At 56.6% G+C, this 26,394-nt stretch carries 27 protein-coding genes; 16 read left to right on the top strand and 11 right to left on the bottom strand.

From position 1 onward, the window contains the following. Positions 1-44 precede the first annotated feature (44 nt). Both EDB95_RS19535 and EDB95_RS19530 read left to right on the top strand, forming a co-directional pair. The gene (locus EDB95_RS19535) at positions 45-1,382 is read left to right on the top strand and encodes an APC family permease (protein WP_133996115.1); all 1,338 of its coding nucleotides are present in this window, start codon (positions 45-47) and stop codon (positions 1,380-1,382) included. A gap of 275 nt (positions 1,383-1,657) precedes the next feature. After that, entirely contained in the window at positions 1,658-2,065 is a 408-nt protein-coding gene (locus EDB95_RS19530; RefSeq protein WP_133996113.1) for a hypothetical protein, read from the top strand. Here EDB95_RS19530 and EDB95_RS19525 read toward each other — a convergent pair. Continuing rightward, positions 2,062-2,901, bottom strand: a complete 840-nt coding sequence (locus EDB95_RS19525; RefSeq protein ID WP_133996111.1) for a CvfB family protein — start codon at positions 2,899-2,901, stop codon at positions 2,062-2,064. The two genes, EDB95_RS19530 and EDB95_RS19525, sit on opposite strands and share 4 nt — an antisense overlap. Before the next feature lie 9 nt (positions 2,902-2,910). Then, the gene (gene yiaK / locus EDB95_RS19520) at positions 2,911-3,876 is read right to left on the bottom strand and encodes a 3-dehydro-L-gulonate 2-dehydrogenase (RefSeq protein ID WP_133996109.1); all 966 of its coding nucleotides are present in this window, start codon (positions 3,874-3,876) and stop codon (positions 2,911-2,913) included. 28 nt (positions 3,877-3,904) lie between these two features. Between yiaK and EDB95_RS19515 the strand changes: the two genes are divergently transcribed. Further along, a complete protein-coding gene (locus EDB95_RS19515) occupies positions 3,905-5,857 on the top strand; it encodes an amidohydrolase family protein (protein WP_162852694.1) in 1,953 nt (650 codons plus the stop codon). A 4-nt stretch (positions 5,858-5,861) separates the two neighbouring features. Beyond that, a complete protein-coding gene (locus tag EDB95_RS19510; protein ID WP_133996105.1) occupies positions 5,862-6,368 on the top strand; it encodes a hypothetical protein in 507 nt (168 codons plus the stop codon). A gap of 85 nt (positions 6,369-6,453) precedes the next feature. On the opposite strand, the gene EDB95_RS19505 is transcribed toward EDB95_RS19510, so the two are convergent. Next, positions 6,454-6,657, bottom strand: coding sequence for a cold-shock protein (locus EDB95_RS19505; RefSeq protein WP_133996103.1), 204 nt, complete (start codon positions 6,655-6,657; stop codon positions 6,454-6,456). 60 nt (positions 6,658-6,717) lie between these two features. Here EDB95_RS19505 and eat point away from each other — a divergent pair, with 60 nt between their 5' ends. The 10 genes from eat (at position 6,718) to EDB95_RS19455 (ending at position 17,848) form a co-directional block, all read left to right on the top strand. Next, complete coding sequence (eat, locus tag EDB95_RS19500; protein ID WP_133996101.1) at positions 6,718-8,016, top strand: ethanolamine permease; 1,299 nt, start codon at positions 6,718-6,720, stop codon at positions 8,014-8,016. Next, on the top strand, positions 8,013-9,389 hold the full coding sequence (locus EDB95_RS19495; protein ID WP_133996099.1) for an ethanolamine ammonia-lyase subunit EutB: 1,377 nt from the start codon (positions 8,013-8,015) through the stop codon (positions 9,387-9,389). Before eat ends, EDB95_RS19495 begins: the two co-directional genes overlap by 4 nt. Further along, complete coding sequence (eutC, locus tag EDB95_RS19490; protein ID WP_133996098.1) at positions 9,386-10,129, top strand: ethanolamine ammonia-lyase subunit EutC; 744 nt, start codon at positions 9,386-9,388, stop codon at positions 10,127-10,129. Before EDB95_RS19495 ends, eutC begins: the two co-directional genes overlap by 4 nt. A 110-nt stretch (positions 10,130-10,239) precedes the next feature. Next, a complete protein-coding gene (locus EDB95_RS19485) occupies positions 10,240-10,539 on the top strand; it encodes a hypothetical protein (protein ID WP_133996096.1) in 300 nt (99 codons plus the stop codon). Positions 10,540-10,595: 56 nt separating this feature from the next. Continuing rightward, complete coding sequence (locus EDB95_RS19480) at positions 10,596-11,207, top strand: TetR/AcrR family transcriptional regulator (protein ID WP_133996094.1); 612 nt, start codon at positions 10,596-10,598, stop codon at positions 11,205-11,207. Positions 11,208-11,274: 67 nt separating this feature from the next. Beyond that, positions 11,275-12,603: a TolC family protein gene (locus EDB95_RS19475; RefSeq protein ID WP_162852693.1), complete on the top strand. Its 1,329-nt coding sequence runs from the start codon at positions 11,275-11,277 to the stop codon at positions 12,601-12,603. A gap of 101 nt (positions 12,604-12,704) precedes the next feature. Further along, positions 12,705-13,784, top strand: a complete 1,080-nt coding sequence (locus EDB95_RS19470; RefSeq protein WP_133996090.1) for an efflux RND transporter periplasmic adaptor subunit — start codon at positions 12,705-12,707, stop codon at positions 13,782-13,784. Beyond that, positions 13,781-16,837, top strand: coding sequence for an efflux RND transporter permease subunit (locus tag EDB95_RS19465; protein ID WP_246073751.1), 3,057 nt, complete (start codon positions 13,781-13,783; stop codon positions 16,835-16,837). Before EDB95_RS19470 ends, EDB95_RS19465 begins: the two co-directional genes overlap by 4 nt. A 50-nt stretch (positions 16,838-16,887) precedes the next feature. Beyond that, complete coding sequence (locus EDB95_RS19460) at positions 16,888-17,421, top strand: hypothetical protein (RefSeq protein ID WP_133996088.1); 534 nt, start codon at positions 16,888-16,890, stop codon at positions 17,419-17,421. Positions 17,422-17,497: 76 nt separating this feature from the next. Beyond that, positions 17,498-17,848, top strand: a complete 351-nt coding sequence (locus tag EDB95_RS19455) for a hypothetical protein (protein ID WP_133996086.1) — start codon at positions 17,498-17,500, stop codon at positions 17,846-17,848. A gap of 6 nt (positions 17,849-17,854) precedes the next feature. On the opposite strand, the gene EDB95_RS19450 is transcribed toward EDB95_RS19455, so the two are convergent. From EDB95_RS19450 to EDB95_RS19425, 6 genes are all read right to left on the bottom strand, one after another. Beyond that, the gene (locus EDB95_RS19450) at positions 17,855-18,451 is read right to left on the bottom strand and encodes a mobile mystery protein B (protein WP_133996084.1); all 597 of its coding nucleotides are present in this window, start codon (positions 18,449-18,451) and stop codon (positions 17,855-17,857) included. After that, on the bottom strand, positions 18,442-18,900 hold the full coding sequence (locus tag EDB95_RS19445) for a mobile mystery protein A (RefSeq protein WP_133996082.1): 459 nt from the start codon (positions 18,898-18,900) through the stop codon (positions 18,442-18,444). The genes EDB95_RS19450 and EDB95_RS19445 overlap by 10 nt, the downstream gene beginning before the upstream one ends. Before the next feature lie 309 nt (positions 18,901-19,209). Then, positions 19,210-19,878 (bottom strand): response regulator transcription factor, encoded by a 669-nt coding sequence (locus EDB95_RS19440; protein ID WP_133996081.1) that lies wholly within the window; start codon positions 19,876-19,878, stop codon positions 19,210-19,212. 12 nt (positions 19,879-19,890) lie between these two features. Next, entirely contained in the window at positions 19,891-20,637 is a 747-nt protein-coding gene (locus EDB95_RS19435) for a sensor histidine kinase (RefSeq protein ID WP_162852692.1), read from the bottom strand. Between the two features lie 23 nt (positions 20,638-20,660). Then, complete coding sequence (locus EDB95_RS19430) at positions 20,661-21,302, bottom strand: hypothetical protein (RefSeq protein ID WP_133996077.1); 642 nt, start codon at positions 21,300-21,302, stop codon at positions 20,661-20,663. Further along, positions 21,303-21,752: a hypothetical protein gene (locus EDB95_RS19425; RefSeq protein WP_133996075.1), complete on the bottom strand. Its 450-nt coding sequence runs from the start codon at positions 21,750-21,752 to the stop codon at positions 21,303-21,305. 138 nt (positions 21,753-21,890) lie between these two features. On the opposite strand from EDB95_RS19425, the gene EDB95_RS19420 reads away from it, so the two are divergent. Further along, positions 21,891-22,532: a phosphatase PAP2 family protein gene (locus EDB95_RS19420; RefSeq protein WP_133996073.1), complete on the top strand. Its 642-nt coding sequence runs from the start codon at positions 21,891-21,893 to the stop codon at positions 22,530-22,532. On the opposite strand, the gene EDB95_RS19415 is transcribed toward EDB95_RS19420, so the two are convergent. Further along, positions 22,492-24,141, bottom strand: coding sequence for an ArnT family glycosyltransferase (locus EDB95_RS19415; protein WP_133996071.1), 1,650 nt, complete (start codon positions 24,139-24,141; stop codon positions 22,492-22,494). The two genes, EDB95_RS19420 and EDB95_RS19415, sit on opposite strands and share 41 nt — an antisense overlap. A gap of 42 nt (positions 24,142-24,183) precedes the next feature. On the opposite strand from EDB95_RS19415, the gene EDB95_RS19410 reads away from it, so the two are divergent. After that, on the top strand, positions 24,184-25,095 hold the full coding sequence (locus EDB95_RS19410; protein ID WP_133996069.1) for an alpha/beta hydrolase: 912 nt from the start codon (positions 24,184-24,186) through the stop codon (positions 25,093-25,095). Here EDB95_RS19410 and EDB95_RS19405 read toward each other — a convergent pair. Continuing rightward, on the bottom strand, positions 25,092-26,372 hold the full coding sequence (locus EDB95_RS19405; RefSeq protein ID WP_133996067.1) for an MFS transporter: 1,281 nt from the start codon (positions 26,370-26,372) through the stop codon (positions 25,092-25,094). The two genes, EDB95_RS19410 and EDB95_RS19405, sit on opposite strands and share 4 nt — an antisense overlap. Positions 26,373-26,394: the final 22 nt, after the last annotated feature.

Below are 26,394 nucleotides of genomic sequence, written 5' to 3'. Positions count from 1 at the left end.
GGCAAGTACGTTTGTTTAAATGTACAGGATTATTTTTACAGAACATGGCTGCTGCGCTTTCCCCCGACGCGGGTAACAAACCCGCCTTGTTGAGGTCCCTTTCCCTGGCACAGGGCACCGCGATCAACATGATCGACATGGTCGGGATCGGGCCTTTTCTTGTCGTCTCGATGGTGACCGGCGCCCTCCAGGGACCGGCCTGTGTGCTGGCCTGGCTGCTGGGGGCCTTGCTGGCGTATACCGACGGGATGGTCTGGTCCGAGCTGGGCGCGCGCTGGCCCGAGGCCGGCGGCAGCTATGTCTTCCTGAGGAAACTTTACGGGGACGGGCGGCTGGGGCGGTTGATGCCCTTCTTGTTCGTCTTCCAGACGGTCATCCAGGCACCGCTGACCATGGCTTCCGCGGCCATCGGGTTTGCGCAATACCTTCATTACCTGGTTCCCATTACCCCTGTGGAGCAAAAGATCGTCAGCGGCGGGCTTGTGATCCTGGTGGTCATCGTCCTTTACCGGAAAATACACGTCGTCGGCAACATATCCATGATCCTCGGGCTGATCACGATGGGCACCATCCTTTGGATCATCGGCTCGGGTCTCCCGCATTTTAACAGCGCGCAGGCTTTCCATTGGGACTTGTCGGGTTTCAAGGCGTCCACGCTTCTGTGTACCGCCATCGGAAACGCGACCCTGAAAACGGTCTATTCTTATTTGGGCTACTATAACGTTGTCAACCTGGGCGGAGAGATCAAAAACCCGGAGCGGAACATTCCCCGCAGCATCTTTCTGTCGGTGACCATCATCGCGCTCCTGTACGTGGGCATGCAACTGGCCCTGCTGGGCAACCTGCCCTGGCAAACCATCGGTCGCCGGGACTTTTTGATCAGCACCTATATCGAAAAGTTGTACAACCCCCACGTCGCCTCGATCGCCACCGGGCTCATCCTGGTGATCGCGTCTTCTTCTCTTTTTGCCCTGACCCTGGGGTATTCGCGGGTGCCTTACGCGGCGGCGGTGAAGGGGGACTTTTTCCCCGTATTTGCAAAGCTGCACCCCAAGCACCGGTTTCCCCACGTGTCTCTCCTGGTCTTGGGCGCCCTGGGGTTTATCTTTAGTCTTTTGTTCAGAATGGAAGCGGCCATCACCGCGATCATCGTGATGCGCATCCTGATCCAGTTCCTGAGCCAGTCCGTCGGCCTGATCCGCTGGCACCGGCTTCAGCCCAACGACCGGAGACCCTACCGGATGCCGTTATATCCCCTCCCCGCGGTGCTGTCCATGCTCATCTGGCTCTTTATTTTTTGCACCAGCCCCCTCCCCTTTATCGGCTTTGCCTTGGGGATCATCGTGTTGGGCGTAGCGCTTTTCTTTATTAAAGAACTTTAACGATTCCCGGTGTCACTTTTTGCACCCACGGCCGTCATACAAGCAATAAAAAACGTGCAGTATGGTGAACAGTATGCTTCCGGAAGTAGCCGCCGGCGTTATTACTTCGGTTACGATTATCCTGATTGTGGTTTTTAACGTCGTTCGTTTTAACAAAGAGCAAAAGGGTAAGATTCACGCATAAAGGCTATCCATATAGCCGCCTGGCTGCCGCCTATTGCGGCAGCCATTTTTTTGCTATATTCACAACGCTTGCTTTTCAAAACCTCTTTGATATGAACTGGAAACTTCTCTTTCTGCTTTCCCTGTTGGGACTGGCCATGGGACTGGCCACGGTTTCCCTGATCGGCCAAAACGTAGAACCGATCTTTTGGCTGATCGTCTTTCTTTTCTGCGCATGGATGATTGCCCGGAACGCACCCGGGCGGTTGTTTTTGCACGGCGTCTGCCTGGGCCTGCTCAATTGTGTGTGGGTCACGGCGGCACACGCCATTTTTTTCCATACTTACTGGGACAACCACCCGCAAATGGCCCAAATGAGCCATAACATGCCGTGGCCGGATCATCCGCGGCGGGGGATGATCATCTTCGGGCCGGTGATCGGATTAGCCAGCGGGGTTGTGATCGGGTTGCTCACCTTGCTGGTGAACCTGATCGTTCGGAAAAAGCCGGCGACCGCCTAGTCCCCTTCCCCGAGGAGCTGTATCCCCGTCTGGGTAAAGACGATCTTCTGTTGCTTGTACAAGGCGCCGGTGGTCATCTTGAAGGTTTTTTTGCTCATCCCGAGGGTTTTGTAGATGTCCTCGGGATCGGATTTGTCGTTGAGGGGGAGGTAGCCTCCATGATCCTCCAGGTAGCGAAGGATGCGGGTGGCTTCGTCGCTTACCTTTTGGTAACCCCTTTTCCCTGCGACCACGTCGATCTTTCCATCGGGGCGGATCTTGCGGATAAAACCGGTGAGGGTGTCGCCGGGTAAGAGGTCAGTAAACACTTCGTCGCCATAGAGCAGGCCGGTATGGAGGCCGTTGATGATGACGACAAAACCCATGTCGCTGGGCCGGTAAACGGTCAGGGCGACCTCGTCGTTTTCTTGTACCGTCAGCGGGTCGTTGCTGAGAAAGGCGTCGATCTTTTCCGTGGCGGCAACGCGTCCCGTCTGGCGGTCGATGTAGAGGTGCACGAGGTATTCGCCACCCAGCCGCATAAAAGAATGTTGCTGCGACTTGGGGACAAAAAGGTCTTTCATCAGACCCCAGTCCAAAAAGGCACCCTGGGGTGTCACGGCCACGACCTTGAGCCGGACGTTGTCCCCTACCACGGCTTTCGGGGTCTCCGTGGTGGCGATGAGCCGGTTGTCGGAGTCATGGTAGACAAAGACTTTTAGCTCGTCCCCGGTCTTGGTTCCCTCGGGTACGGCGCGGTTGGGCAACAGGATGCCTTCCCCTCCGTCTTCGAGGTAGACCCCGGGTGTGGCCTTGCGGATGACTTTTAACGTATTGTATTCACCGACCTTAATCATGGCCGCAAGTTACAACTCTAGCAGCGTCTTCCACGCTTTGTCGTTCACGGGGATGCCTTCCCGGCGGTTTTTCAAACGCGTGGCCAGCGTCCGTTCGCCCGGATACGCGACATTGTCCCCGGACCGGGTATACGCGAGAATGTCTTCCATTACCCCCTCGTCGAGGTAGGCGGCGTTTATGCAAAGGAAAAACTGGGAAAGACGGTACTCCTTACCCGACGCGGTGATCTCCCCTACCGACCAGCCACCGCTCAATCCCGCCGTCAGGACATCGAGGATCAGCGATAAACCGGACCCCTTCCAATAACCGATGGGCAGGGTCCGGCGGGAAGCCTTTATGGCCCCGGGGTTGGTGGTCAAAACGCCTTTGTCGTCATACCCCCCGGGCACGGGCAGTTCGCGGGATTCCCATTCATACTCCTGGAGTTTGCCATAGGAAAACTGGGACATGGCCATATCGAGGACCACGGGTCCTTTCACCCGGGGTATGGCGATGACGAGGGGGTTATTGCCCAGCCGGGGCTCCGTACTGCCCCAGGCCGGCATATTGGCGATCGTATTCGTGGCACAGATCCCGATACAGCCCGCTTCGGCGGCTTGCCACCCATACGTGCCTCCGCGCATCCAGTGGTTGGTATTGCGTACCGATACCGCACCGATGCCTCCCTTTTTAGCCAGTGCCACGGCACGGGACATGGCCATGGAAGCGATATACATACCCGGCCCCTGCTGACCGTCCCAGTATTCCACGCTGCCGCCCGTGCGGACGAGCTCCGGTTCTGCCGCGGGGTCCACCAGTCCTTCGCGCACCGAGCGGACAAAGGCGGGGAAACGGTTCAGCCCGTGCGAGTACACCCCGTCCAGGCTGTTTCCCGCAAAGATACCCGCACAATGCCCGGCCTTCGGAGGGCTAAAACCAAGCCCTTCCAGCACCCTCAGGAATTCTCCTTCCATCTCTTCAAATGAGACCCTCATGCATCAATTTTTTAGTATTTTACCATTGATGAAAAAACACGTTCTCGTTGCCCTGTTGACCGCGCTTTGCTGCGGCGCCCGTGCACAAATGGATACTGGGAGTTTCGTGCTGCATAAATTCCAGCAGGCGATCGGTAAGGAGTCCTATACTTCCGAAGAAACAGTCGGCGGACGCACCTATACCGTTGATTTTTCATTTACGGACCGGGCGCACAAGGTCCCGTTAAAAGCGACCCTGACCATGACGCCGGCCGGGGAACCCCTGGGTCTCCGGATCAAGGGAAGTACCTCCAGGATGACGGTCATCGATGACGAGGTGGCCCTGACCGGCCAGACGGCCCGTATAAAGATAAACGATTCCGCGTATTCCACGTCCCCGGGACCCCTGGCCTTTCCCGTGACGGGTTACGCGCCGGTCATTTTCCAGCAATTGCTCCTGGAATACTGGCGCAAGCACGGCCGGCCCGCTACCCTTCCCTTGCTGCCTTCCGGCAGTGTCACGATCCGGCAGGAAGGCATGGACACCATTAACGGGGTCGTCCTGGAGCGGTACGCCGTCGGGGGGCTTATCTGGGGGAACGAATTTGTCTGGACGCTGCCCGGCGGCCAACTTGTTTGCCTGGTCACGATAGACGCGGAAGCCGACAAGTTCGAGGCGACCTGTCCACCTTATGAAAACCTGTTGCCGCAGTTGTTGAAAAAGGCCGCCCTTTATGGGGTTCGATCGTATCCGCGGTCTCGCATAGCCACCGGGCGCCAGCAACCCAACCTGGCCTTTTCCGGGGGGGCAATGGTGGACGTTGGCAGCGGCCGCACCATCCCGCGGGCAACCGTTCTCGTAAGCAATGGCCTGATCACCGCCGCGGGCAGCGCGGACAGCATACCCATCCCGAAGGAATACGAGGTCATCCATACCGACGGCAAAACAATGTTGCCCGGTCTTTGGGACATGCACGCCCATTTCGAACAGGTGGAATGGGGACCGGCGTATTTAGGCGCCGGCATTACGACGGTACGCGATTGCGGGAACGAATTTGATTTTATCAATGCCGTTCAGCAGGCCATCGACGACGGCCAGGGCATGGGGCCCCACATCCTCAAGGCGGGCATCATCGACGGCAAGGGTACCATGTCCCTGGGCGTCATCCAGGCGGACAACGCGGCCGAAGCGGTGGCCGCCGTGGACCGGTACAAGGCCGCGGGTTTTATCCAGATCAAGATCTACAGCTCCGTCAAACCCGAGGTGGTCAGGGCCATCTGTACCGAAGCCCACCGCCTGGGACTGACCGTTACAGGACACATCCCCGAGGGCATGACCCTTCTGGCCGGGGTGGATTCTGGTATGGACATGGTCAACCATATCGTATACGTGGCGGCCGTGCTGAAGCGCCAAACATCCGGCGGGTTTGACTATACCGATCCAAAAAACAAAGCGGTATTCCAGTTTTTAAAGGACCACCACACGGTCGTCGACCCTACCCTGGCTATTTTCGAGATCGCTTTCCGTTCGCTGGCCGACAGCATTACCGCTATAGAACCTAATTTTTATACGTTGCCGCCGGTGTTACAGGCGCTTTTTGTCAATGCGGGGATGGACGCCAAAAAAGCCGCGTATTATAAACCCGTTTTCCAGTCCTGGGTGGGCATCGTCAAGGTACTCCATGATTATGGCATACCTATTGTCGCGGGAACGGACGAAGCCCTTCCCGGATACAGTTTGTACAGGGAGATGGAGCTATATGTGCAGGCGGGATTGACCCCTATGGAAGCCCTCCAGGCGGCCACCATCACGCCCGCCCGGGTCATGGGGATGGCATCCCGGTCGGGATCGCTTTCACCCGGTAAAGACGCCGACCTGATCGTCGTCGACGGAAGCCCGGAAAATGACATCCGCCAGATCCGGAAAGTAAACCTGGTATGTAAAAAAGGCGTCGTATATGATCCGGTGGCGTTACACCGCCTGGTCGGTTTTAATCTATAACATTATGAGACAACTCTACCTTACCCTTTGTCTTTCCGCTGTTCTTCTACAAGGGCACGCCCAGACGTCCGACAGCGTCGCGCGTTCCATATACGGGGATTTCAATGTCCATTCTCCTTTTAAAACGCTCTCGGTCGATCGCGTGTCGGCCAACGGCCACAAAGACTCCGGGACGGTAGACGTCGTTTTTACCGCCACGAATGCATCCACCCAGACGGCCTCCCTTCTTTTCTCCATGGATTCGGCGTTGTCCAAGGCATCCGATGACCTGGACACTTTCTATGCCATCAACCAGGTACGTTTGGGCAGCAACCGGAAAGACCCCGGTACCGTTACGGTCGTGGAGCTCCGCCCGGACCAGGCGATCCACTGCGGGCTTTATTTCGTACACGTGCCCCTGACGGCCCGTTACATCACCAAGCTGGTGTTGTTCACCAGTTTAAAGCTGGACGAGGTGTCCCAGGGGGAGGATAATATCGTGCTGACGAACCTGGAGATTCATTGGAAGTGACCCCGCCGGGGGCGGGGTCGAAAATAATAAAATAAGAAAGCCGCCCATGGGGGCGGCTTCCGGTAAAAGGTATTGCGAATGCAAATTAGTCAATACGCTTGACGTTTACAGCGTTCATGCCTTTCCTGCCTTCCTGCAATTCGAATTCCACGCGGTCGTCTTTTTGGATCTCGTGGATCAATCCGTTTGCATGGACGAAGGTTTCCTGGTTGGATTCATCGTGCTTGATAAAGCCGAACCCTTTTTCCTCATTGAAGAACTTTACAGTTCCTGTGATTGTGTTGCTCATTAAAAAATAAAAATTGTGAAGTCGCAAAGGTAGCATTTGTTTTCGGTATATTCATAATAGATGATGAATAAAGTATTACGACCTGCGCATCTTTGGGCTATCGCCGTCGGACTGGTCATTTCCGGGGAATATTTTGGCTGGAATTACGGGTGGGGCGTCGCCGGCACCTTGGGGATGCTCCTGGCGACGCTGGTGATCACCGTGTTATACGTCACCTTTATATTCAGCTTTACCGAGCTCACCACGGCCATTCCGCACGCCGGAGGGCCTTTTGCCTACGCTTTCCGGGCGCTGGGCCCGCTGGGAGCGCTTTGCGCCGGGTATGCCACGGTCATCGAATTCCTTTTTGCCGCCCCAGCCATCGCCCTGGCGCTAGGGAATTATGCGCATTTCTTATATGCCGCCCTGCCCGTACAGGGTGTCGCGGTCTCTGCCTATGTCCTTTTTACGCTGGTCAACCTCTTGGGTATCAAGGAGTCGGCCCAATTCACGCTGGTGGTCACCATCCTCGCGGTCCTGGAACTCGTCGTATATGGCTGCATCGTGGGCCCTTCCTTCCGCGCCGGCAATTTCCTAAGCCACCCGATGCCCCAGGGCGCCGGGGGTATTTTTGCGGCCCTTCCTTTTGCGATCTGGCTGTATGTCTGTATAGAGGGTGTCGCCATGGTGGCGGAAGAAACGAAGGACGTCCGCCGGGATATCCCGCGGGGGTATATATCAGGCATCCTTACGCTAACGGTCCTGGCCCTGGGGGTGATGATCCTGACCGGGGGGATCGGGGACTGGCGGCCCATGGCGGCCATAGACTATCCACTGCCGGCTTCCATCGCACGGGTTCTGGGGAAAAACAATACCCTGACGGGTCTTTTTGCGGGGATCGGTCTTTTTGGACTGGTAGCCTCTTTTCACGGGATCATCATCAGTTATTCCCGGCAGATATTCGCCCTGGCGAGGAGCCGTTACCTTCCGCATTTCCTTTCCCGGTTGAGTCCCCGGTTTAAAACACCCCACTGGGCCCTTGTGGCAGGGGGTGTCGTGGGGCTGATCTCTTTAAAATACTTCGACACCAGTAAGCTGGTGATCCTGTCCACGCTGGGCGCCGTCGTCCTCTACGTGATCAGCATGGCCAGCCTGTTGATCCTGCGACGCAAGGAACCGGAACTCGATCGTCCTTTCAAGGCCCCCTGCTACCCCTGGTTTCCCTGGATCGCGCTTGTGCTGTCGATCGTAGCGGGGATCGCCATCGTATACTACTATCCTTGGCTGAGTCTTTTATTCGCCGGAGGTCTTGTCTTGCTGGGCGGCGCCTTTATGCTCGTCCGGCGCCGGCTGAACCTTCACCTGACACCCGTCGCATGAGCTACCGGCACACCATAGCACACCAGACCTATCCTTTCGGGGACCTGAAAACACTTCTGGCCAAGGCTTCCCCCTACCGCTCCGGGGATGCCCTTGCGGGGTTGTGCGCCGCCAGCTATGAGGAAAGGGTAGCCGCCCAGATGGCCCTGGCGGAGGTCCCCCTCCGGGACTTCCTGGCCGATCCTCTTGTCCCCTATGACACCGACGAAGTGACCCGGCTGATCCAGGACAGCCACGACCGGGAAGCCTTTGCGCCCGTAAGCGCCTTTACGGTCGGAGACCTGAGGGATTGGCTTTTGGGAGATGAAGCGGACGCGGACCGTCTCCGCGCCCTGGCCCCCGGTCTGACCCCGGAAATGACGGCTGCCGTGAGCAAGCTCATGCGCAACCAGGACCTGATCCTCGTGGCGCGGAAGTGCTCCGTCGTCACGCGTTTCCGTAATACCATCGGACTAGCTGGCCACCTCTCGGTCCGGCTACAGCCCAACCACCCTACGGACGATCCGAGGGGTATCGCCGCTTCCATCATCGACGGCCTATTGTACGGGACGGGCGACGCCGTCATCGGCATCAATCCCGCCACCGACAATTTACCCTCCGGTCTGAAACTGCTTCATTTCCTGGACGAGTTCCGGATGCGTTTTGACATACCTACCCAGACCTGCGTCCTCAGCCATATCACCAATACCCTCGAACTGATCCGCCAGGGGGCGCCGGTGGACCTGGTGTTTCAATCCATAGGGGGCACCGAAAAAACAAACCGCAGCTTTGGCGTCGACCTTTCGCTTCTCCGGGAAGGGTACGAGGCGGGGTTATCCCTGGGGCGGGGTACGCTGGGGGGAAACCTGATGTACTTCGAAACGGGCCAGGGCAGCGCCCTATCCGCAGGAGCGAACGAGGGTCTGGACCAGCAGACCTGCGAAGCCAGGGCGTATGGCGTGGCCCGGGCCTTTCACCCGCTCCTCGTCAATACGGTCGTTGGATTTATCGGCCCCGAATACCTGTACGACGGCAAACAGATTACCCGCGCCGCGTTGGAAGACCATTGCTGCGGCAAGCTCCTGGGGCTGCCGATGGGGGTGGATATTTGCTATACAAACCATGCCGAAGCCGACCAGGACGACATGGACAACCTGCTCACCCTTTTAGGGGTGGCGGGATGCACGTTTATCATGGGCGTACCGGGGGCGGACGACGTGATGCTCAACTACCAGTCCACGTCCTTTCACGACGCCCGTTTTGTCCGGAAGGTGCTGGGGTTGAAGACCGCCCCCGAGTTCGAAGACTGGTTGTGCCGCCAGGGCATCACCGATGAGGGGGGCACCCTCCTCCCCGTACAGGCTTCGCATCGCTTACTTCAAACCATCCCATGAAGCCGATTGTCGAAGAAGATGCCTGGAGCGCGCTTCGCGCCTTTACCCCCGCCCGGATTGCCCTTGGCCGGACGGGCAACGCCCTTCCCTTGAAAGAGGTACTTCATTTCCGTATGGCCCACGCGCATGCGCGGGATGCGGTGTATTCGCGCCTGAACGTCGAAGGACTGGACGCGCTGGGTTTACCGGTGATGGCTTTGCACAGCCAGGCCCGCGACAGGCATACCTATCTACAACGGCCGGATCTGGGCCGGTTACTGGATGAACGCTCCGCGGCCACACTCGAACACGGCGCGTATGATCTTGTTTTTGTTATCGCCGACGGCCTGTCTGCCACGGCAGTCAATCACCATGCCGTGCCCCTGCTCCATCGGCTCATCCCGGCTTTGCAGGAAACCGGTATCCGCCTCGCGCCCCTTTGTTTGCTGGAAGAAGGCCGCGTCGCAGCCGGGGATCCCATCGCGCACCTGTTGGGCGCCCGTATGAGCATCGTACTGATCGGCGAAAGACCCGGTCTGAGCGCTGCCGACAGCATGGGTGCCTACATGACGTTCGCCCCCCGCCCCGGTCTGACCGACGAATCCCGCAACTGCGTGTCCAATATACGCCCCGAGGGATTGTTTTACGCCGCCGCGGCCGACCGCCTGCTGCACCTCATCGGCGCGTCGATGCGGCTTGGTCTCTCCGGCGTAGGGCTCAAGGACCAGAGTGGAGGGGGTGAAAACACCTTTCTTGAATAATTTGTATAGATAATTAAATAAATTGTCCCGATATTTGTTCCATCCTGTGTCTCCTGCTGTCGTTGTGCCTTTTTCCGTCCTGTGCACACCATTAAAAATCTTCTCTGGACATGATCAAAAACATTCGGAAGGACGGTTCCGACAACCCCGATGTAACATTGCTGCAAGGGCTAAAGGAAGGGGACCGTACGGCCTACGGCCGCCTCTTGGGCAAGTACTACAACATGGTCTTCCTCATCGTCTCGGCCTTGGATGACACCGGCAAAAATGACGAGGTCAAGCGGAAAACAGGGGATATCCTCCTGGAGATTTGGACAAGGCGGGGGGACATGCCCGCGGACAAACCCTTGAGGGAATTTCTTTTCGACTTGATTTACAAGCGTTTCAAAGAAAACGGCGGTTTCCTTTAAAAAATTCCTTCGCAAAAGTTTCAATTTCTGAACACCGTTCAGTAAGTTTGCACTGTATGGGAATCACAGAGCGCAAAGAACGGGAGAAACAAGAGATGCGTCAGCGCATCATCGACGCCGCCATGCACATGTTCCTGGAAGACGGGTACAACAAGACCTCGATCCGGAACATCGCGGAAGCCATAGAGTATAGTCCCGCGACGATCTACCTGTACTATAAGGACAAGGATGAGTTGTTGTACGAGGTGCAGCGACAGGCTTTTGACAAATTGTTCGACGCTTTTCAACGGGAGGCGACCGACCCGGATCCCTGGACACGCCTGACGCAAATCTGTAAGTCCTATGTCCGGTTCGGGCTTGCCAACGAGGAGTTGTACGACCTGATGTTTATCATACGGTCTCCTATGAATGTAGACGAAAAGATACACGAGACCAATGGCAAGGATTGCTTTGGCTATGTCACGGACTGCCTGGTGGAGTGCATCAAAAAGGGCCTTGTGCGTTTTGATAACCCGCATATAGGGATGTTGTCCATCTGGTCGATGGGCCACGGCCTGGTGTCCTTACAGGTACGTTGCCGGTTGAAAGTGCTGGACATGGCGGAAAGCGACGTGGATACCTTGCTGGATCATGCAATAGAAACATACTTGAGCCAAATCAAGCGCTAACCCGCTTTTTTTTTGGCCCCACCAATAAACACTGTTCATTATGTCAACATTATTAAACCTATCATGTGTGTTCATCGTCGGAATGGCGATCAGTAGCCAGGCGGCGGCGCAGGAACGCACGTTGGATGCCTACATCCAGCAAGCCTTCCAAAGCAACGATGGCCTGCGCCAGCAACAATTCCAGCTCGACAAGTCGCTCTACGCCCTGGACGAGGCCAAGTCCCTGTTCCTCCCCAACGTCAGCCTGCAAAGCAGCTATACAAAAGCATCGGGGGGCCGCGCCATCGACGTTCCGCTGGGGGATATGCTGAACGGCGTGTATACCACGCTGAACACCCTCACGGGTACCCATCGTTTTCCCCAGCTCCAAAACGAGACCATTACCTTCAACCCCGACAACTACTATGACGCCCATCTGCACACGACCCTGCCTTTGGTGGACGCCGAGCTGTGGTACAACAAACGCATCAAACAGCAACAGATCACGGGTCAGCAGGCCGCGGTGAACGTCTACAAACGGGAGCTGGTCCGAAACGTAAAGACGGCCTATTTCCAGTACTACCAGGCGGTCCGGGCGGTATCGATCTATAACGCGGCGCTCGACCTGGTGGCGGAAAACATCCGGGTCAACCAAAGCATGTTGGCCAACGGTGTCCGCAATAGTACCGCCCTTACCCGGTCACTCTCCGAACAGCAACGGACCCTTGCCCAGCGCAACCAGGCCGCCAATACCGCCCGGAACGCCAAGGCCTATTTCAACTTCCTGCTCAACCGGCCGTCCGCGGATACCATTCTCCTGGACACGAGCCTTTTTGTATTGCCCGGGATGCTGGACACCACGGGGATCGACCACCGGGAAGAGCTCGAACAATGGAAGGTTGCCGAACAAACCAACGCGCTCAACCTGCAGCTCCAGCGGTCCTACATCATCCCGCAACTGTCGACCTTCCTTGACCTGGGCTCCCAGGGAGTGGGTACGTTCGACAACCAAAGCCGCTATTATTTCTGGGGCGTCAGCCTGCAATGGAATCTTTTTGCGGGTGGTCAGCATACCTACCGGGCCCGCCAGGCCGAAGCCGACCGGCGCACCGCCGAAGCCGGATACGACCAGACGGCCGAAACCCTGCACCTGGAGTTGACCCAGTCTTTTAACAACTACCACAGCGCCCTGGAGACCTACCAAAGCACCGGCGCCCAGCTCCGGTTTGCCCAGAAATACCTGAACGACCAGAACAAGGCCTATAGAGAAGGACAGCTCCTCTACGTGGAACTGCTCGACGCCCAGAACCAGCTCACCGAAGCCAGTCTCGAAGAAGACCAGGCCTTTGCCGGGGTGCAAATCGCCCTGGCGGATCTCGAACGTACACAAGCTACATATCCCCTTAAGTCGCCGTAGGCGACTTGCCCGAAGGGCCATCATTAGCGGTGTTGCGGCGGCGGACTAAATTGTCCGCTTAGTCCGCCGCCGCAACTCATAAACCAGAAAAACTGAATTATATGCGCATTCTGCTCATCATCCCCGCCGCCCTGCTGCTGCACGCCTGCGGGACCCCCGCCTCGGGAAAATCCACGGCAAAAACCGACAACGATACCATACCCGTCCAGGTGATGACCCTGGAAGGGAGCGGAGACCCCTCGGCCGGTATCGCCGTTTCCGGCCAATTCACCACCGACGACGAGACACAGCTTTCTTTTAAAACAGGGGGTGTGATCCACGCCCTGCTCGTCAAGGAGGGAGACCGCATCCACCGCGGCCAGTTGCTGGCCACCCTTGACCTGACCGAAATCAACACCCAGGTCCAACAGGCGCAATTGAATCTGGACAAGGCAAAGCGCGACTACCAGCGCATCCAGAACCTGTACAAAGACAGCGTCGCCACCCTCGAACAATTGCAAAATGCGCAAACGGCCCTTGACGTCGCCGGCCAACAGGTCAACGCCGTGCGTTTCAACCAGAACTATAGCGAGATCCGCGCCGGCGAGGATGGTTTTGTCCTGCGCAAACTGGCCAACCCCGGCCAGGTGGTTTCTCCCGGGACCCCGGTCCTCGAAACCAACGGGGCCGGGAGCAAGGGCTGGCTGCTGCGTGTCGGGCTCAGCGACCGCCAGTGGGCCCAGATCCGCCTGGGGGACAAGGCCCGCCTCGAAACCGGCGCTCTTCCCGGTCAGACCCTGAGCGGGACCGTTAGCAGGAAGTCGGAAGGGGTGGACCCGCAAACGGGGACCTTTTCGGCCGACATACGCGTGGACGCCGGCGGCACACACGCGGCAGGCGTGCTCGCGGCCGGGCTTTTCGGCAAGGGCGTCATTCAACCTATAGCCCGCTCCGCCGCGAACGGCACCTGGGCCATCCCCTACCAGGCCCTCCTCGACGGTGACGGCAGCAGCGGCTACGTCTTCGTCACCGACGACGGCCACACCGCGCATAAAGTGCGTGTCCGGCTTTCCGGTATGGAAAAAGACCGCGTCATCATCAGCGACGGCCTCCAGAACGCCCACGCGCTCATCGTCTCCGGGTCCGCTTACCTGACGGACAGCAGCCCGATCCGCATCACCTCCCCCAATCCCGCGTTATGAAGAAGTTGAATATTTCCACCTTTGCGGTCAGGAACAGCGCGTTTACCACGGTCATTTTCATCATGATCATCGCCCTCGGCCTGACCACGATCCTGAACATGCCCCGGTCGGAAGACCCCGAGGTCCATGCACCCACGTTTTCCATCATCGTCGTGTACCCCGGGACCACGCCCAGGGACATCGAAGACCGGGTCGTCAACCCCCTGGAAAAAGCCATCTCCGCCCTCGACGATATCAAACGCATCCGCACGAATATCGCCAACGGCGTGGCCGTCATCCAGGTTGAATACAACTATAATTCCAACGTCGAAGCCAAATACCAGGAAATCGTCCGCGAGGTCAACAGCCAGCGCGGCGATCTGCCCGCCGAAATCGCCAGCATCGAGGTCCGGAAATTCCAGCCCTCCGACACCAACATCCTCCAGATCGCACTGATCTCCGAAAATGCCCCCAGGGTGACGCTGCAATACTATGCCGAGCGCCTTCAGGACGAGCTGGAAAAACTTCCGCCTCTTAAAAAGGTCGACATCTTCGGGCTGCCCCAGCAACAGGTCCGCGTGGAGCTCGACCTGGAACGCATGGCCCAGATGCACCTCCCCCTGTCAGCGGTCACCGGGGCCCTCCGAAGTGAAATCACCGATATTCCCGGAGGCAGCATCGACGCCGGACACGAGACCTTTAACGTCAAGACGAACAACTACCACACGCTCGACGAAGTGGCCAACACGGTTGTCTTTTCCGCTGGCGGTAAAAACGTCCTCCTGAAAGACATCGGCCGGGTCTACTTCGGGTATGCCGACGACACCTACCTGACAAGGCTTAACGGGCACCGCTGTCTTTTCGTGGGCGCGTGTCTGAAGGACAAAGAAAACATCAGCAAGGCGCAACTGCTCTACGTGCCCGTCCTCGACGCGTTCAAAAAAACCCTCCCCGCCGACATCGACATGGTCGTACCCTTCGACCAGGCCACCAACGTCAACCATCGGTTGTCAGGTCTGGGCCGGGACTTTCTGATCGCCATCCTTTTGGTCGCCTTTACCCTGCTGCCCCTCGGCGGCCGGTCCGCCGCCATCGTCATGATCTCGATCCCCCTTTCCCTGGCCATCGGCATCGTGCTGCTCCAGGTCGTCGGCTACAACCTTAACCAGCTCAGCATCGTAGGCCTGGTCGTCGCCCTTGGTCTGCTCGTGGACGACTCGATCGTGGTGGTGGAAAATATAGACCGGTGGATCCTCGAAGGCCACAGCCGCCTCGACGCCACCCTCAAAGCCACCGGCCAGATCGGCATGGCCGTGCTGGGATGTACCGTGACCCTGATCATCGCCTTTATGCCCCTCGCTTTCTTACCCGAAGGCGCCGGCGACTTTATCCGGAGCCTGCCCGTGGCCGTGATGTTCTGCGTGCTGGCGTCCATGTTCGTTTCCCTGACCATCATCCCTTTCCTCTCCAGCCGCCTGCTCAAACCCCACGCCGGTAACCCCGAAGGAAACATCTTTATGCGCGCCCTGAAGAAGGGGATCCACAGCAGCTATGCCCCCCTGCTCAACCGCGCCCTGAAACGGCCCTGGCTTACCATCACCGCTGCCGTCCTCATCTTTGCCGGGTCCATCGCGGTCTTTAAGGTCATTGGCTTCAGTCTTTTTCCCTCCAGCGAGAAACCACAGTTCATGATCAACATCACCGCGCCCTCCCAGTCCAACCTCGCCTATACCGACAGCATTACGCGCGACATCGAGGCCGAACTGAAAAAGGAGCGCCTCGTGAAATACTACGCCGGCAACGTCGGCAAAGGCAATCCCCGGGTATATTACAACGAGGTCCAGGAAAATGAACGGAGTGATTTCGCCCAGATCTTTGTGGAGCTCGATCCCGATACGCCACCCGCCGCCAAGCTGGACTTTATCCAAACCCTTCGCAACCGCTGGACGCCCTACCCCGGCGCCAAGATCGAAGTCAAGAATTTCGAACAGGGACCACCCGTCGTCGCCCCCGTGGAGGTACGGCTCTTTGGCGATAACCTCGACACCCTCCGGCAGATGGCCGCCAAGGTCGAGACCCTGCTCAAAAGCACCCCTGGTACTTTTTATGTCACCAACCCCGTAAGCCTCCTCAAAAGCGACCTCCGCGTCGACATTAACAAGGAAAAAGCACAGTTGCTCGGCATTCCCTCCGCCACCATCGACCAGGCCGTCCGCATGGCCGTCACCGGTCTGACCGTAGGGAAGTTCTATACCGACTCCAAAGACAACTACGACGTCATCGTCACCCGTGACCGCGGCGGCCGTCCCACCTTCGACGCCTTCCGCGACCTCTATGTCAACAACAACCAGGGCACCGCCGTTCCCCTGGCCCAGGTCGCCGACCTCCGGCTGGAAACATCACAGGCCGTCATCAAACACCAGGAAAAACGCCGCGTCGTTTCCCTGCAAGCCTACGTTTCCAAAGGTTTCCTCGTCGACCGCGTCCTCGACGACGTCATCCGCCAGATGAACGGGTTTCATTTTCCCCCGGGCTATTCCTATGAAATGGGCGGCGAAATCGAAAGCCGCAACAACTCCTTCGGTGGGCTCGGCGCCATCATCATCGTCACCGTCTTTCTTTTTATCGGTGTCCTGATCCTGGAGTTCAAAACCTTTAAAAGCACGCTGATCGTGTTAAGCGTCATCCCCCTCGGTGTCGTCGGCGCGTCCCTGGCACTTTGGATCACCGGCAACACCCTTTCTTTCGTGGCCGTCATCGGGCTCATCGCCCTAGCCGGGATAGAAGTAAAGAACACCATCCTCTTGGTGGACTTCACCAATCAGCTCCGCGCCCAGGGCAGGCCCCTCGAAGACGCCATCCGCGAGGCCGGTGAAATCCGCTTCCTGCCGATCGTCCTGACCTCGCTCACCGCAATCGGCGGGCTGATCCCCATCGCCGTCTCCACCAACCCGCTCATCTCTCCCCTCGCCATCGTGCTCATCGGGGGGCTGATCAGCTCGACCCTGCTGTCCCGGGTGGTGACCCCTGTGGTGTATAAATTGATACCCCCCCGCGTTGAACCCGTAGTTTAACGGTTGTTTCTAAAGGTTGGCGCTCCTATATTGGGCGCCAACCTTTTTTTATGACTGCATCCAACTGGCAGACCAAGCTGCTTCCGTTTATCCTGATCGCCTATTTCGCCTTTGCCGCGGCTTACGTGGTCTTTTTTTATTCAGAAATCCGGGACATCGCCATGCCTGCGGTACACGACCAGCCCTCGCTCCGCCTCGACACGAATCTTGTCCGCTCCGAGGCCACCCGTAAGGAAATGCTGATGTGGAAAGACCGGGTTGCCCTTGAAGAGGGTGTGGTCCACCACCGTTATGCCCTGATGCAAACGCTGGTGACCGCCCGGTTAAAAATCGTTGCTTTTGCGTTCGCCCTCGGGTCGATCTGCGTCCTGATCGGCGCCTTCTTTGTCCTGGCGCGCATCTCCGAGCCTGCCAGTGAAGTTGGCCTCGGGACCGAGGTGATGAAGGCACGGTTACGGTCCAGCTCACCGGGGCTCTTCCTGGCGTTTTTGGGAACGGTGATTATCGTTATTTCGATGCTCGTTAAGGGCAATCTCGCGATGAATGAGGAAGCGGAATATGTTCCTACTGCGGTGCAGAAATAGCGCCGGCGCTCTTAACAACCCATTAATAGGTTGGAGAAACGGACTTAAGTGTTTATAATAGTATAAAGTTTACCTCATGAAACGCATCTATTATCTTCCGCTTATGGCCGCGTTGAGCCTCTCCGCCGCCCATGCACAGACCATCCACATGGACTCCAGCGACAGCAACCACATCCATGTGGACAAACAGGGCGGTCTAGACAGCCCCACCAATCTCGACCTCCACAACAGTCACGGCAACACCATCATTTACAAAGTGAATCCCAGACCCGCGACTTCGCCTGCCCATCGCCCGCATCCCGCCGCGCCCCAACCTAAATCCGACCTTGTCAAGGCTTCCGCCGACAAGGACAAGGGCGTGGAGAAGGCTAGTATATATTTAAGCATTGCAGCGTCGCTGCTTACGATCCTGGATTTTCTTTTGTAGCCCCTTTTATGCCCTTGCAAAATCTATTAAAGGCTTAATATCTCCAGCATCGGCTGCTCCTATTGCCTTAAGGTAGGCTGCTCGCGGGTCGCCTTGTTTTACCAAATTGGCTGCTCCCCAGGTGTAGATGGGGTGCTTAAATATTTTCTGTATTACTATATCTGCCATCAGGCGGCTGTGCCTGCCGTTGCCATTAGGAAAACAATGTATGCTCACTAGCCGGTGCTTAAACCGTATGGTACATTCATCAGGGCTGTAGGTGCCATTGGCGTACCAGTATTTAACATCGTCCAGCAAAGTCCTTAACGCTGTTGGTATCTGCCATTTATCAACGCCAATGTTTTTATTAGTACGCCGGTACTCACCGGCCCATGCCCATACATTGCCATACATCCGCTCATGCACTGTTCTGAGAAAATGTTCGGTAAATACATTGTCTGCCTTAAAGGATCGACGTAAACTCCATGCAATTGCTTGTTCAATATTTTGCTGTTCAAACTCGTCCAGTTCGCTACGGGTGGCAATGGTGGGAATGAGCAGCCCTTCTTTCTCGTCTTCATCCAGTGGTGTTTGACCGTCTATATAATCGAGGTCTAATCCCATAAGGTTTTAGGCATTTCATTTTTTATAATGGCTGCGCGTTCCTGAATAGCTTTTTCAATACGCTGTTTGGTGTTTTCCTGGTCTTCCAGCTTCATGGTGTTGGAAGTGCGTAAAACTATTTGTGTGGCTAGTTCTTTCGCTTTGCGGTCTATTAACGCTTCTAAACTGCCGTCGTTTGGCACAAGGCCGTACACCAACTGCATGTCCAATGCCTTGGCCGCTTCCCTGAGGGCTTTGATGGAAATAGAGCCATCTTTCTCCCTGCTTTCCATGTTCTGCACACTCTGCTTTGTAATAGAAAGGCGGTTACCCAATTGCAACATGCTCATGCCAATGGCGGTGCGGATGGCTTTTATCCAGCCCGTAGGCGGAGGAGCCACTTTTTGCAGGCTGGTATAAACCAGCATCTTGCTATTGAGTTGCTGTATCTGCAATGACTTTTTGCCCATGATAGTAAAGTTATACTTTGACTAAACAAGGGTAAATGTAAGAATATAATCTGACTAAAAGAAAGAAAAAGTAAGCCTTTGATTTGACTTTATAGTAAGGGGGAGTAAAGGTATAGCCTGACCCCACAAAGACAAGGCCCCCGCGAACAGAGGTAAGCAATTCTGTCCGCCGGGGCTCTTGTACAAAGAAATGCAAGGTGTATACTGTTTTTATTGAAATCCCATTCATTACCCCAGTAATCATCCTAGCTCACGCAAGGTACAGCGCGTCGGCTTTATTCTACTAGGTAGTAATACCTATTTTACGCGTCAATCCATCAGGTTAAACACCTCGTAGCGGATGGCAAAAACCACAAGCCCTGCGGTATTCTTGCACCCCGTTTTGGCCAGGAGGTTGTTGCGGTGTCCCTCGACGGTGCGGACGCTGATGTTGAGGGTGTCGGCCATTTCGTTGTTGGTGTATTCCTTGCAAATCAGCTTGAGGACTTCCCTTTCGCGGTCGGTGAGGTCGATGGGGATGCGGCTGAGGTTGCGGATGTTCTGGTTGCGGTATTGCCAGGCGTTTTTCATGGCCGCCAGGCTGGCCTGGTTGAAGTAAAAGCCGGTTTCATGGACTTTGCGAACAGCCGTTAGCAGTTCGTCTACCTCGGTGTTTTTGATGAGGTAGCCGCAGGCCCCGGCCTCGATCATTTTGCTGATAAACCGTTCCTGGTCGTAGACGGACAGGATGATCACTTTGATCTCAGGGTACTCGTTGTGAAGAATGTCGTTGAGCTCTACGCCGTTCATGACGGGCATGTGCATGTCCAGCAAGGCAACATCGGGTGGTTCGGGGAGTTCGCGCAGCTTATCGAGCAACTCCTGCCCATTGTCGCCCTCGGCGACCATTTCCAGGTCATGTTCTTTTTCGATCAATGCAGCCAGCCCTTTGCGGAATAAACGCTGGTCGTCTGCGATGACCATCCTGATCTTTCTCATCGTATATATAGTCTAGTCTGGTATGTTGATCTGTATGCCGAAGCCCTGTTCTGACGGATCCTGCAGTTGGTATGTCGCCCGGATCATCCCCAACCGGCTTTCAATGTTGCGCATCCCGATCCCCCAGGACGGCTGGCCGGGGGTCTTTTTACCAAGCCCTCGCCCGTTGTCTTTATACACACACACCAATTCGTTCCCCTCTTGATAAAAGGTCAGACTGACCTTGCCGGCGCCCGCGTGTTTGACCGTATTGGCAAACAACTCTTGAAGGACCCGGTACAGCGATAACGCCCGTTCGTAGGACAGCCGTTTCATTTCTGCGGGTGCCCGGTTGTCAAAGGTAACCTCCACGGCCCCGGATTGATGGATCACCAGGCACAATTCCTCGATGGATTCTTCGAGACCGAACATCTCCAGCTCCGCGGGGGATAGCATGTGCGAGATGGAACGGACCTTATCGATGATCACGTCCACCTGGGTGCGGAAGGCTTTGTAGGTGGCAAACGCCTCGGGCCGGCCCTCCTGGAGCTGGATGGTGTACAGTTTCAGGTTAGACAGCGCACTCCCCACGTCGTCGTGGAGGTCACGCCCGATACGCTTGCGCTCGGCTTCCTGGGACTGGATGACGGCGTATGTCAGCTCCTTCTGGTAGCGGATTTGCTCTTCCTTTTGGCGTTGCAACCTTTTTTGGTTACGGACATAAAAAAGAACCACCGCTGACGCCAGGAGGAACATGCCCGCCATGCCGATCAGCAGCAAAACATAAATGTTATCCGTATTATTTACCTGCGGCATTTGTAAAATCCTACTGCACACAGCATATACAAAATGAGCTCAAAGGTAGCGCCAAGAATCATCATTAAAGCAGCGAATGCTTGCCCTTGTACGAGATAGTTGTAAAAAATAAAGATAAAAAAAGATAGGGAAAAATATAAAAGCAAGCCCGCATTCATCCATGAAAGCCCCAAACGGGAGCCATCTTTGGTGTCGACCGCCGCGTGGCTTGTTTCAAAAAAATAGACAATACCCAGGTACATCAGCAGGAGTGCTTCGACGGGACGGGTGTAGGTATTGAATCGCTTCATGCTTTGCCACCAGAGTATGTTGGCGGTACAGAAAAGAGGGAAGGCAACCATTAAAAATGGAATGACCCGCCGGTACCAAGCCTCCCGAAGGATCAACCGGTAGAACCATAACAACAGTACGGTCTCTACAGCGGTGTAGGTATGGAGCAGCCATAGGTTGTTGATCCGGTGGTGGGCGGTGTACGTAGCCACTGCATCGGTCAACCCGCCGAATACCAGGTAGTAAAACAGAAAACGTGCAGGCGGTCGCAGCGCCTTGTACCGGTATATGCCCACCGCCAGCGGGACCACGACTGTACAAGGCACCACGACCGCAGAATACACAAAACTCGGGGTCATCTACTTCTGAACCTTTAACGCGTTGGTTTCGGAATAAAGTACGCTGGCCGTATCGCAATTGACAGGACAAGGCGCGGTGAAGTCATAGATCGTCGAGCTGCTGTCACCGAGTACGGCGACCATGGAAGGCGGAGCCGTTAAAATGTCGCAGCCATTCTGGTCAACCGGGCACAGCAACATTTCGGTTTCGTAAATGGTGGGATCAATAGGCATGTTTGGGTTGTGCCCGAAATACCCTCTTACGCCCTTGACTTCCACCTGGTACTGTTGGTAGAATTCATACAGGCAGATGATGTCTTCGATGGGGATGTAAAATGCACGGAGGATGTCCTTTTCCTCGCATTTGATGGCATCCTTGTACAAATGTCTCCAGTTGGTGGTTCTAACAACAGCTTCATCAACGGGGACGCTGTTTTGCAGGAAAGCGGGGGGTTGTTGCTTGTCTTTCATTTAGATATAGTTTAAGAGGTCAGTGCCAAATATATAGAATCGACTAGGTTCCCGCGAATTATTTTAATAACAAATTAACCCGCTTCCAGGGTAGCCCCTTGGCGGGATTGCCTATTTTGGGCCCAAACCCATCCAACTATGACCTTCGTGAAATGGCTCCTTCACGCAGATAAGCAGTGTTTTAGCTTTATCCAAACCCACTTGACGGCAGCCTGGCTGGACCCTGTGATGATGCTCATCAGGAATCCCCTGACCTGGATCCCCCTTTACGCCTTTATCCTGTATTGGATCCTCCGGAATGACCCGAAGGCCTCCATCCGTTTTATTCTCCTGACCCTGATCGCCGTTGGCATAACCGACTATACGGCCGCGAGCCTGTTCAAGCCCCTTTTCGGACGTGTGCGGCCTTGCTACGACCCTGACGTCATGGGGCTCCTCCGGGGGCTCATCAACTGCGGGGGGCTGTATTCTTTCCCCTCCAACCACGCCACCAACCATTTTTGCATGGCCGCTTTCTGGTTCGGCAGCGTCCGTTCCCTGAAGGGGAAACGGTGGTATTGGCTTTGGGCCTGGGCAGCGTTGGTGTGCTTTGCCCAGGTGTATGTCGGCAAACACTTTCCGTTAGACGTCACCGTGGGTGCCATCTATGGCATGGCCGTCGGCGCCGGGGCTGCCTGGGTCTTCCGCCAGTGGCCGCAGTTGTGGGTCCGCCGGGCAAAGGAAAAAAAGGTCTGTGCGACTAGCGGGGAGACCGCTTCCGCAGAATATACACCGGGGTAAGCTCCGTGGCCCGGGTGGACGGGTTTAGAAAACCGATGTCCAGGGTGGACACGTGAAAGAAGCCGCCCGTATATATTACGTCGAAGCGGTTGCCCAGGCTGTCGAGACCCGCCTTGTTCGTCAGGATAAAGCCGTCCGACAGCGTGTCCGGGTCCCCGGTATGGGCGTACAGGTGGTTCGTATAGAAGTCCAACGCCCGCTCCTCGTCCATGTTATAGACGAACAACCGTTCCGGCGCGATGTGCTGTTCCGCCATACCCGTCATCACGACGCTGTGGAGCTGGTAGTCCAGCAGCCGGGGATAAAAGCAAAAGTCCACGAAGAAGTTGACGGCCAGCATGGTCCCCACGCCCAAGACGACGAGGCGCGTCAGGCGTGTGCCCTGGTAACGGATCAACAGCCATAGCCATACCAGGGCGGCGATCACCAGCGCGACCTTGAAACCCACGGGCGTTGGGAAGGGCAGGAAGACCACCGCAAACAGGGCGACCCAGAGCAGGCAGAAGATCACGAGGTGGGTCACCCACAGAACCTTGCCCGAGGCTGTCTCGTACACCGCTTTCCCGGCAATGATCGCCGCCAGCGGAAACACGACGAATATGTAATGCGGCAATTGGTAATGGCTCAGCCCCAGGCAGCAATACGTGAGCAGAAACCCACCGGTCGTGATCCACTCCTCCCCTTCCGGCAGCCGGAACCGCGACCGGACAATATGCCGCAGATCGCGAAACAGCCCCACGACAAAAAAGATGATCCAGGGCAAAAAGCTCCAAAGCATATTTTGGAAAAGAAAGAAAAAGGAGTCATTCTCGTGCCATTGGCTCTCCCCCGTGATCCGGCCAAAGCTTTGGGTCCAGAAGAAAAAGCGCAGACCCGACCGGATCTCCTTCCCATCGATGACCTTGCCCGGGTGCAGGTCGTACTGTTGATAGAGCCCGATACACATCGGGATGAGCAGGAGTCCGATGAGCACAAGCAGCGCCAGGTATTCCCAACGGAAAAACTGCCGGAAGTTCCGCTGGAGCACAAAATGGGGCAGGAAGCAGAACACCGGCACCATGAGCGCGATGGGCCCTTTGGTCATCATCCCCCCGGCCAGGGCAATGGAAGCCAGCAGGAGATGCCGCCAGGCGCCTGACCGGTACCAGGCCGCCAGTTGCCAAAGGGCAAGGGTCACCCAGCCCATCAGCATCGTGTCCGTCCGGACGTCGTGGTTGATCAGGAAAAGGGCCTGGCAACTGGCCAGGACAAGCGCGCTCAGGGCCGCGATCTCTTTTTTATAAAACAGCAGGGCCAGCCGGTAGGTACTGTACACGGCCAGCAAGGCAAAAAAGAAAGAGGGAAGACGGTAGGCCCAGTCGTGCACCCCGAAGATCCGCATACTCAGCGCCCCCAGCCAGAAGAGCATGGGCGGTTTGTCCAGGTAGTCCTTGCCCTGGTCATAGAGCTGAAGGTAGGTTCCGTTGTGGAGCATTTCCCGGCTGATGTTGGCGTACTGAACAGCGTCTATCTCCATCAGGGGAATGACCCAACCAAAAAGATAACAAACGGCGCAGGCCCCGATCAGCGCCAGGCAGAGCGGGACAAATCCGCGGTTGCTGGTTTGCATAGGGCGCAAAATACGTATCTTTCCTACGCTAATACGATCCGCATGCCAACAAGAAGCGTTTTCTTAACGTTGACCCTCAGCCTAGCCCTTATGTACAGCCACGCCCAAACCGTCGTTCCTCTTTACCCCGACGGTATTCCCAACGCCAAGACCGCACCGGACCAGGAACAAACCGACCCAAAGGCCGGCCACCTGCGCATCTTGCACGTCAGCCATCCGACACTGACGATTTACCGGCCTGCCACGGGAAAGGGAACGGGGACGGCCATCGTTATATGTCCTGGTGGAGGGTATGTCGCTCTTGCCGCCGCCCATGAGGGCAGCGAGGTCGCGCAGCGGTTAGCCGACTCCGGTATGGTGGCCCTGGTACTCAAATACCGTCTCCCCGACGATGCCATCATGACCGACAAAACCATCGGCCCGCTCCAGGACGCGCAACGCGCGATCCAGTATGTCCGGGAACACGCGGGAGAACTGGGGATCGATCCCCACAAGGTCGGGATCATGGGTTTTTCGGCCGGCGGCCACCTGGCCTCGACCGCGGGCACGCACTTCGATCATTCATATATCGCCAATCCCGGACACATCAGCCTTCGCCCCGACTTTATGGTGCTGGGGTATCCCGTGATCAGCTTTAGCGATAGTACCGGTCACCGCGGTTCCCGGGACAACCTGTTGGGCCCGAATCCAGCTGCAGATTCCATCCGCAAATATTCCAACGAACTTCAGGTCACCCGGCACACGCCACCCACGTTTCTCGTCCATGCGAAAGACGACAACGTGGTGCCCGTTGCCAATACCGTCGATTTTGCCGCGGCGCTCCAGGCGCACCACGTACCGGTGGAGGTCTATTATTATGACAGGGGCGGACATGGCTTCGGCCTCCACAACCCAACGAGTGAGGTGGACTGGCTGGCCATTGCCCTGCAATGGTTACACGGTAGGGGATTCTAAAGCGCCGGTTTGAGCACCTCGGTCTTTTTGCGGCCGCGCATATACAGCACAAGACCGCCAAAGGCCACGATCAATGCCATCGGCAGGAACATGGTGGTATGGAGCATTTCCGGACCCGCCGCCGACCGCGCCGCGTCAAACGCCCTGGCCATCTCCGAACCCGCGGGAGCGGACCGGTACAGGTCGATGTTGGCGCCCGCGGGCAGGTTGCTGGCGAGGATCCTGTCATAATATCCCCCCATGAACATCATGTAGATGGAGACGCCAAACATCCCCGCGCCCCCCATCAGGTTGAGCCCGACGGCGCCCGTCTTCGGCAGGTTTTCCGCGACGAACCCGATCATACAAGGCCAGAAGAAAGCAACCCCCAACCCGAAGATGACGGCCGCGGCATAGATGCCCGCGCCCTGCAAATGGATCAACAGGTAGATCCCCAGGGCCGACAGGATCGCCGAGATGAGCAACACCCCCTGGGGTGCCAGCCGGTGCACCACCGGTCCCGCAAAGGCCCGGCCCAGGACCTGGACCGAGGCGACAAAGGTCAGGATGAGCAGCGCATTATCGGTCACCGTCTTGAAAAGGACGTCGGTCCATTGGTTCGTATACAGCTCCGTGATGGCGGTGGCGAACATACAAATGATCATGAAGAAAAACAGGGGATTGAGCAACGCCGCATACATGTCGCCGGTCGACACCCCTGCCGCCACCCGTTCGGTCACCGGGAACTGCAGCCTGGAGAAAAGATAACCGTAGATGACGGTCGGGATCAGCATTACACCGACCTCGATCTGCCAGTTCACACCCAATTTGTTCAGGAAGAATACCACCAGCGTCCCGATCACGATCCCCGCCGGGAACCAAAGGTGAAAGTGGTTGAGCTTGGTCGTTTTGTTGTCGGTAAACAACGAAGCCACCAGCGGATTACAGGCCGCTTCGACGGTCCCGTTGGCGATCCCGATCAGCAGGGTCGACAGGAACAAGGTCCAATACCCGGTGGCAAAGATCGTCAGCAGGATCCCCGCGAAATGGAAAATAAAGGCGCCCATCAGGAGTCTCTTCATCCCGATGATGTCGACGATAAAACCGCCGATGATGATCGCCAGCGGGAAGCCCCAAAAGGCCGTGGCGGCGATGGTGCCCAGTTCGGAGGCGTTCAGGTGGAATTGGACACCGAGGGTGTCGAGGATACCCGCCCGGATCCCAAAGCTCAAAGAGGTTACCAGCAGGGCGAGACAGCTGGCCGTGAAAAGTTTGTTGCGCTGTATGGCAGCAGACATGGCAAGTCGTTTAGTGTAAGAT

The organism is Dinghuibacter silviterrae, assembly GCF_004366355.1.
GTDB classification, from domain to species: domain Bacteria; phylum Bacteroidota; class Bacteroidia; order Chitinophagales; family Chitinophagaceae; genus Dinghuibacter; species Dinghuibacter silviterrae.
The sequence above is the reverse complement of the archived record's forward strand: the minus strand, read 5'-3'. Positions and strand labels throughout refer to the sequence as shown.

What these genes read in the sequence shown, in the direction of transcription:
- EDB95_RS19535 (WP_133996115.1), top strand. Translation starts at nt 45, where the DNA reads ATGGCTGCTGCGCTTTCCCCCGACGCGGGTAACAAACCCGCCTTGTTG.
- EDB95_RS19530 (WP_133996113.1), top strand. Translation starts at nt 1,658, where the DNA reads ATGAACTGGAAACTTCTCTTTCTGCTTTCCCTGTTGGGACTGGCCATG.
- EDB95_RS19525 (WP_133996111.1), bottom strand. Translation starts at nt 2,901, where the DNA reads ATGATTAAGGTCGGTGAATACAATACGTTAAAAGTCATCCGCAAGGCC.
- yiaK (WP_133996109.1), bottom strand. Translation starts at nt 3,876, where the DNA reads ATGAGGGTCTCATTTGAAGAGATGGAAGGAGAATTCCTGAGGGTGCTG.
- EDB95_RS19515 (WP_162852694.1), top strand. Translation starts at nt 3,905, where the DNA reads ATGAAAAAACACGTTCTCGTTGCCCTGTTGACCGCGCTTTGCTGCGGC.
- EDB95_RS19510 (WP_133996105.1), top strand. Translation starts at nt 5,862, where the DNA reads ATGAGACAACTCTACCTTACCCTTTGTCTTTCCGCTGTTCTTCTACAA.
- EDB95_RS19505 (WP_133996103.1), bottom strand. Translation starts at nt 6,657, where the DNA reads ATGAGCAACACAATCACAGGAACTGTAAAGTTCTTCAATGAGGAAAAA.
- eat (WP_133996101.1), top strand. Translation starts at nt 6,718, where the DNA reads ATGATGAATAAAGTATTACGACCTGCGCATCTTTGGGCTATCGCCGTC.
- EDB95_RS19495 (WP_133996099.1), top strand. Translation starts at nt 8,013, where the DNA reads ATGAGCTACCGGCACACCATAGCACACCAGACCTATCCTTTCGGGGAC.
- eutC (WP_133996098.1), top strand. Translation starts at nt 9,386, where the DNA reads ATGAAGCCGATTGTCGAAGAAGATGCCTGGAGCGCGCTTCGCGCCTTT.
- EDB95_RS19485 (WP_133996096.1), top strand. Translation starts at nt 10,240, where the DNA reads ATGATCAAAAACATTCGGAAGGACGGTTCCGACAACCCCGATGTAACA.
- EDB95_RS19480 (WP_133996094.1), top strand. Translation starts at nt 10,596, where the DNA reads ATGGGAATCACAGAGCGCAAAGAACGGGAGAAACAAGAGATGCGTCAG.
- EDB95_RS19470 (WP_133996090.1), top strand. Translation starts at nt 12,705, where the DNA reads ATGCGCATTCTGCTCATCATCCCCGCCGCCCTGCTGCTGCACGCCTGC.
- EDB95_RS19465 (WP_246073751.1), top strand. Translation starts at nt 13,781, where the DNA reads ATGAAGAAGTTGAATATTTCCACCTTTGCGGTCAGGAACAGCGCGTTT.
- EDB95_RS19460 (WP_133996088.1), top strand. Translation starts at nt 16,888, where the DNA reads ATGACTGCATCCAACTGGCAGACCAAGCTGCTTCCGTTTATCCTGATC.
- EDB95_RS19455 (WP_133996086.1), top strand. Translation starts at nt 17,498, where the DNA reads ATGAAACGCATCTATTATCTTCCGCTTATGGCCGCGTTGAGCCTCTCC.
- EDB95_RS19450 (WP_133996084.1), bottom strand. Translation starts at nt 18,451, where the DNA reads ATGGGATTAGACCTCGATTATATAGACGGTCAAACACCACTGGATGAA.
- EDB95_RS19445 (WP_133996082.1), bottom strand. Translation starts at nt 18,900, where the DNA reads ATGGGCAAAAAGTCATTGCAGATACAGCAACTCAATAGCAAGATGCTG.
- EDB95_RS19440 (WP_133996081.1), bottom strand. Translation starts at nt 19,878, where the DNA reads ATGAGAAAGATCAGGATGGTCATCGCAGACGACCAGCGTTTATTCCGC.
- EDB95_RS19430 (WP_133996077.1), bottom strand. Translation starts at nt 21,302, where the DNA reads ATGACCCCGAGTTTTGTGTATTCTGCGGTCGTGGTGCCTTGTACAGTC.
- EDB95_RS19425 (WP_133996075.1), bottom strand. Translation starts at nt 21,752, where the DNA reads ATGAAAGACAAGCAACAACCCCCCGCTTTCCTGCAAAACAGCGTCCCC.
- EDB95_RS19420 (WP_133996073.1), top strand. Translation starts at nt 21,891, where the DNA reads ATGACCTTCGTGAAATGGCTCCTTCACGCAGATAAGCAGTGTTTTAGC.
- EDB95_RS19415 (WP_133996071.1), bottom strand. Translation starts at nt 24,141, where the DNA reads ATGCAAACCAGCAACCGCGGATTTGTCCCGCTCTGCCTGGCGCTGATC.
- EDB95_RS19410 (WP_133996069.1), top strand. Translation starts at nt 24,184, where the DNA reads ATGCCAACAAGAAGCGTTTTCTTAACGTTGACCCTCAGCCTAGCCCTT.
- EDB95_RS19405 (WP_133996067.1), bottom strand. Translation starts at nt 26,372, where the DNA reads ATGTCTGCTGCCATACAGCGCAACAAACTTTTCACGGCCAGCTGTCTC.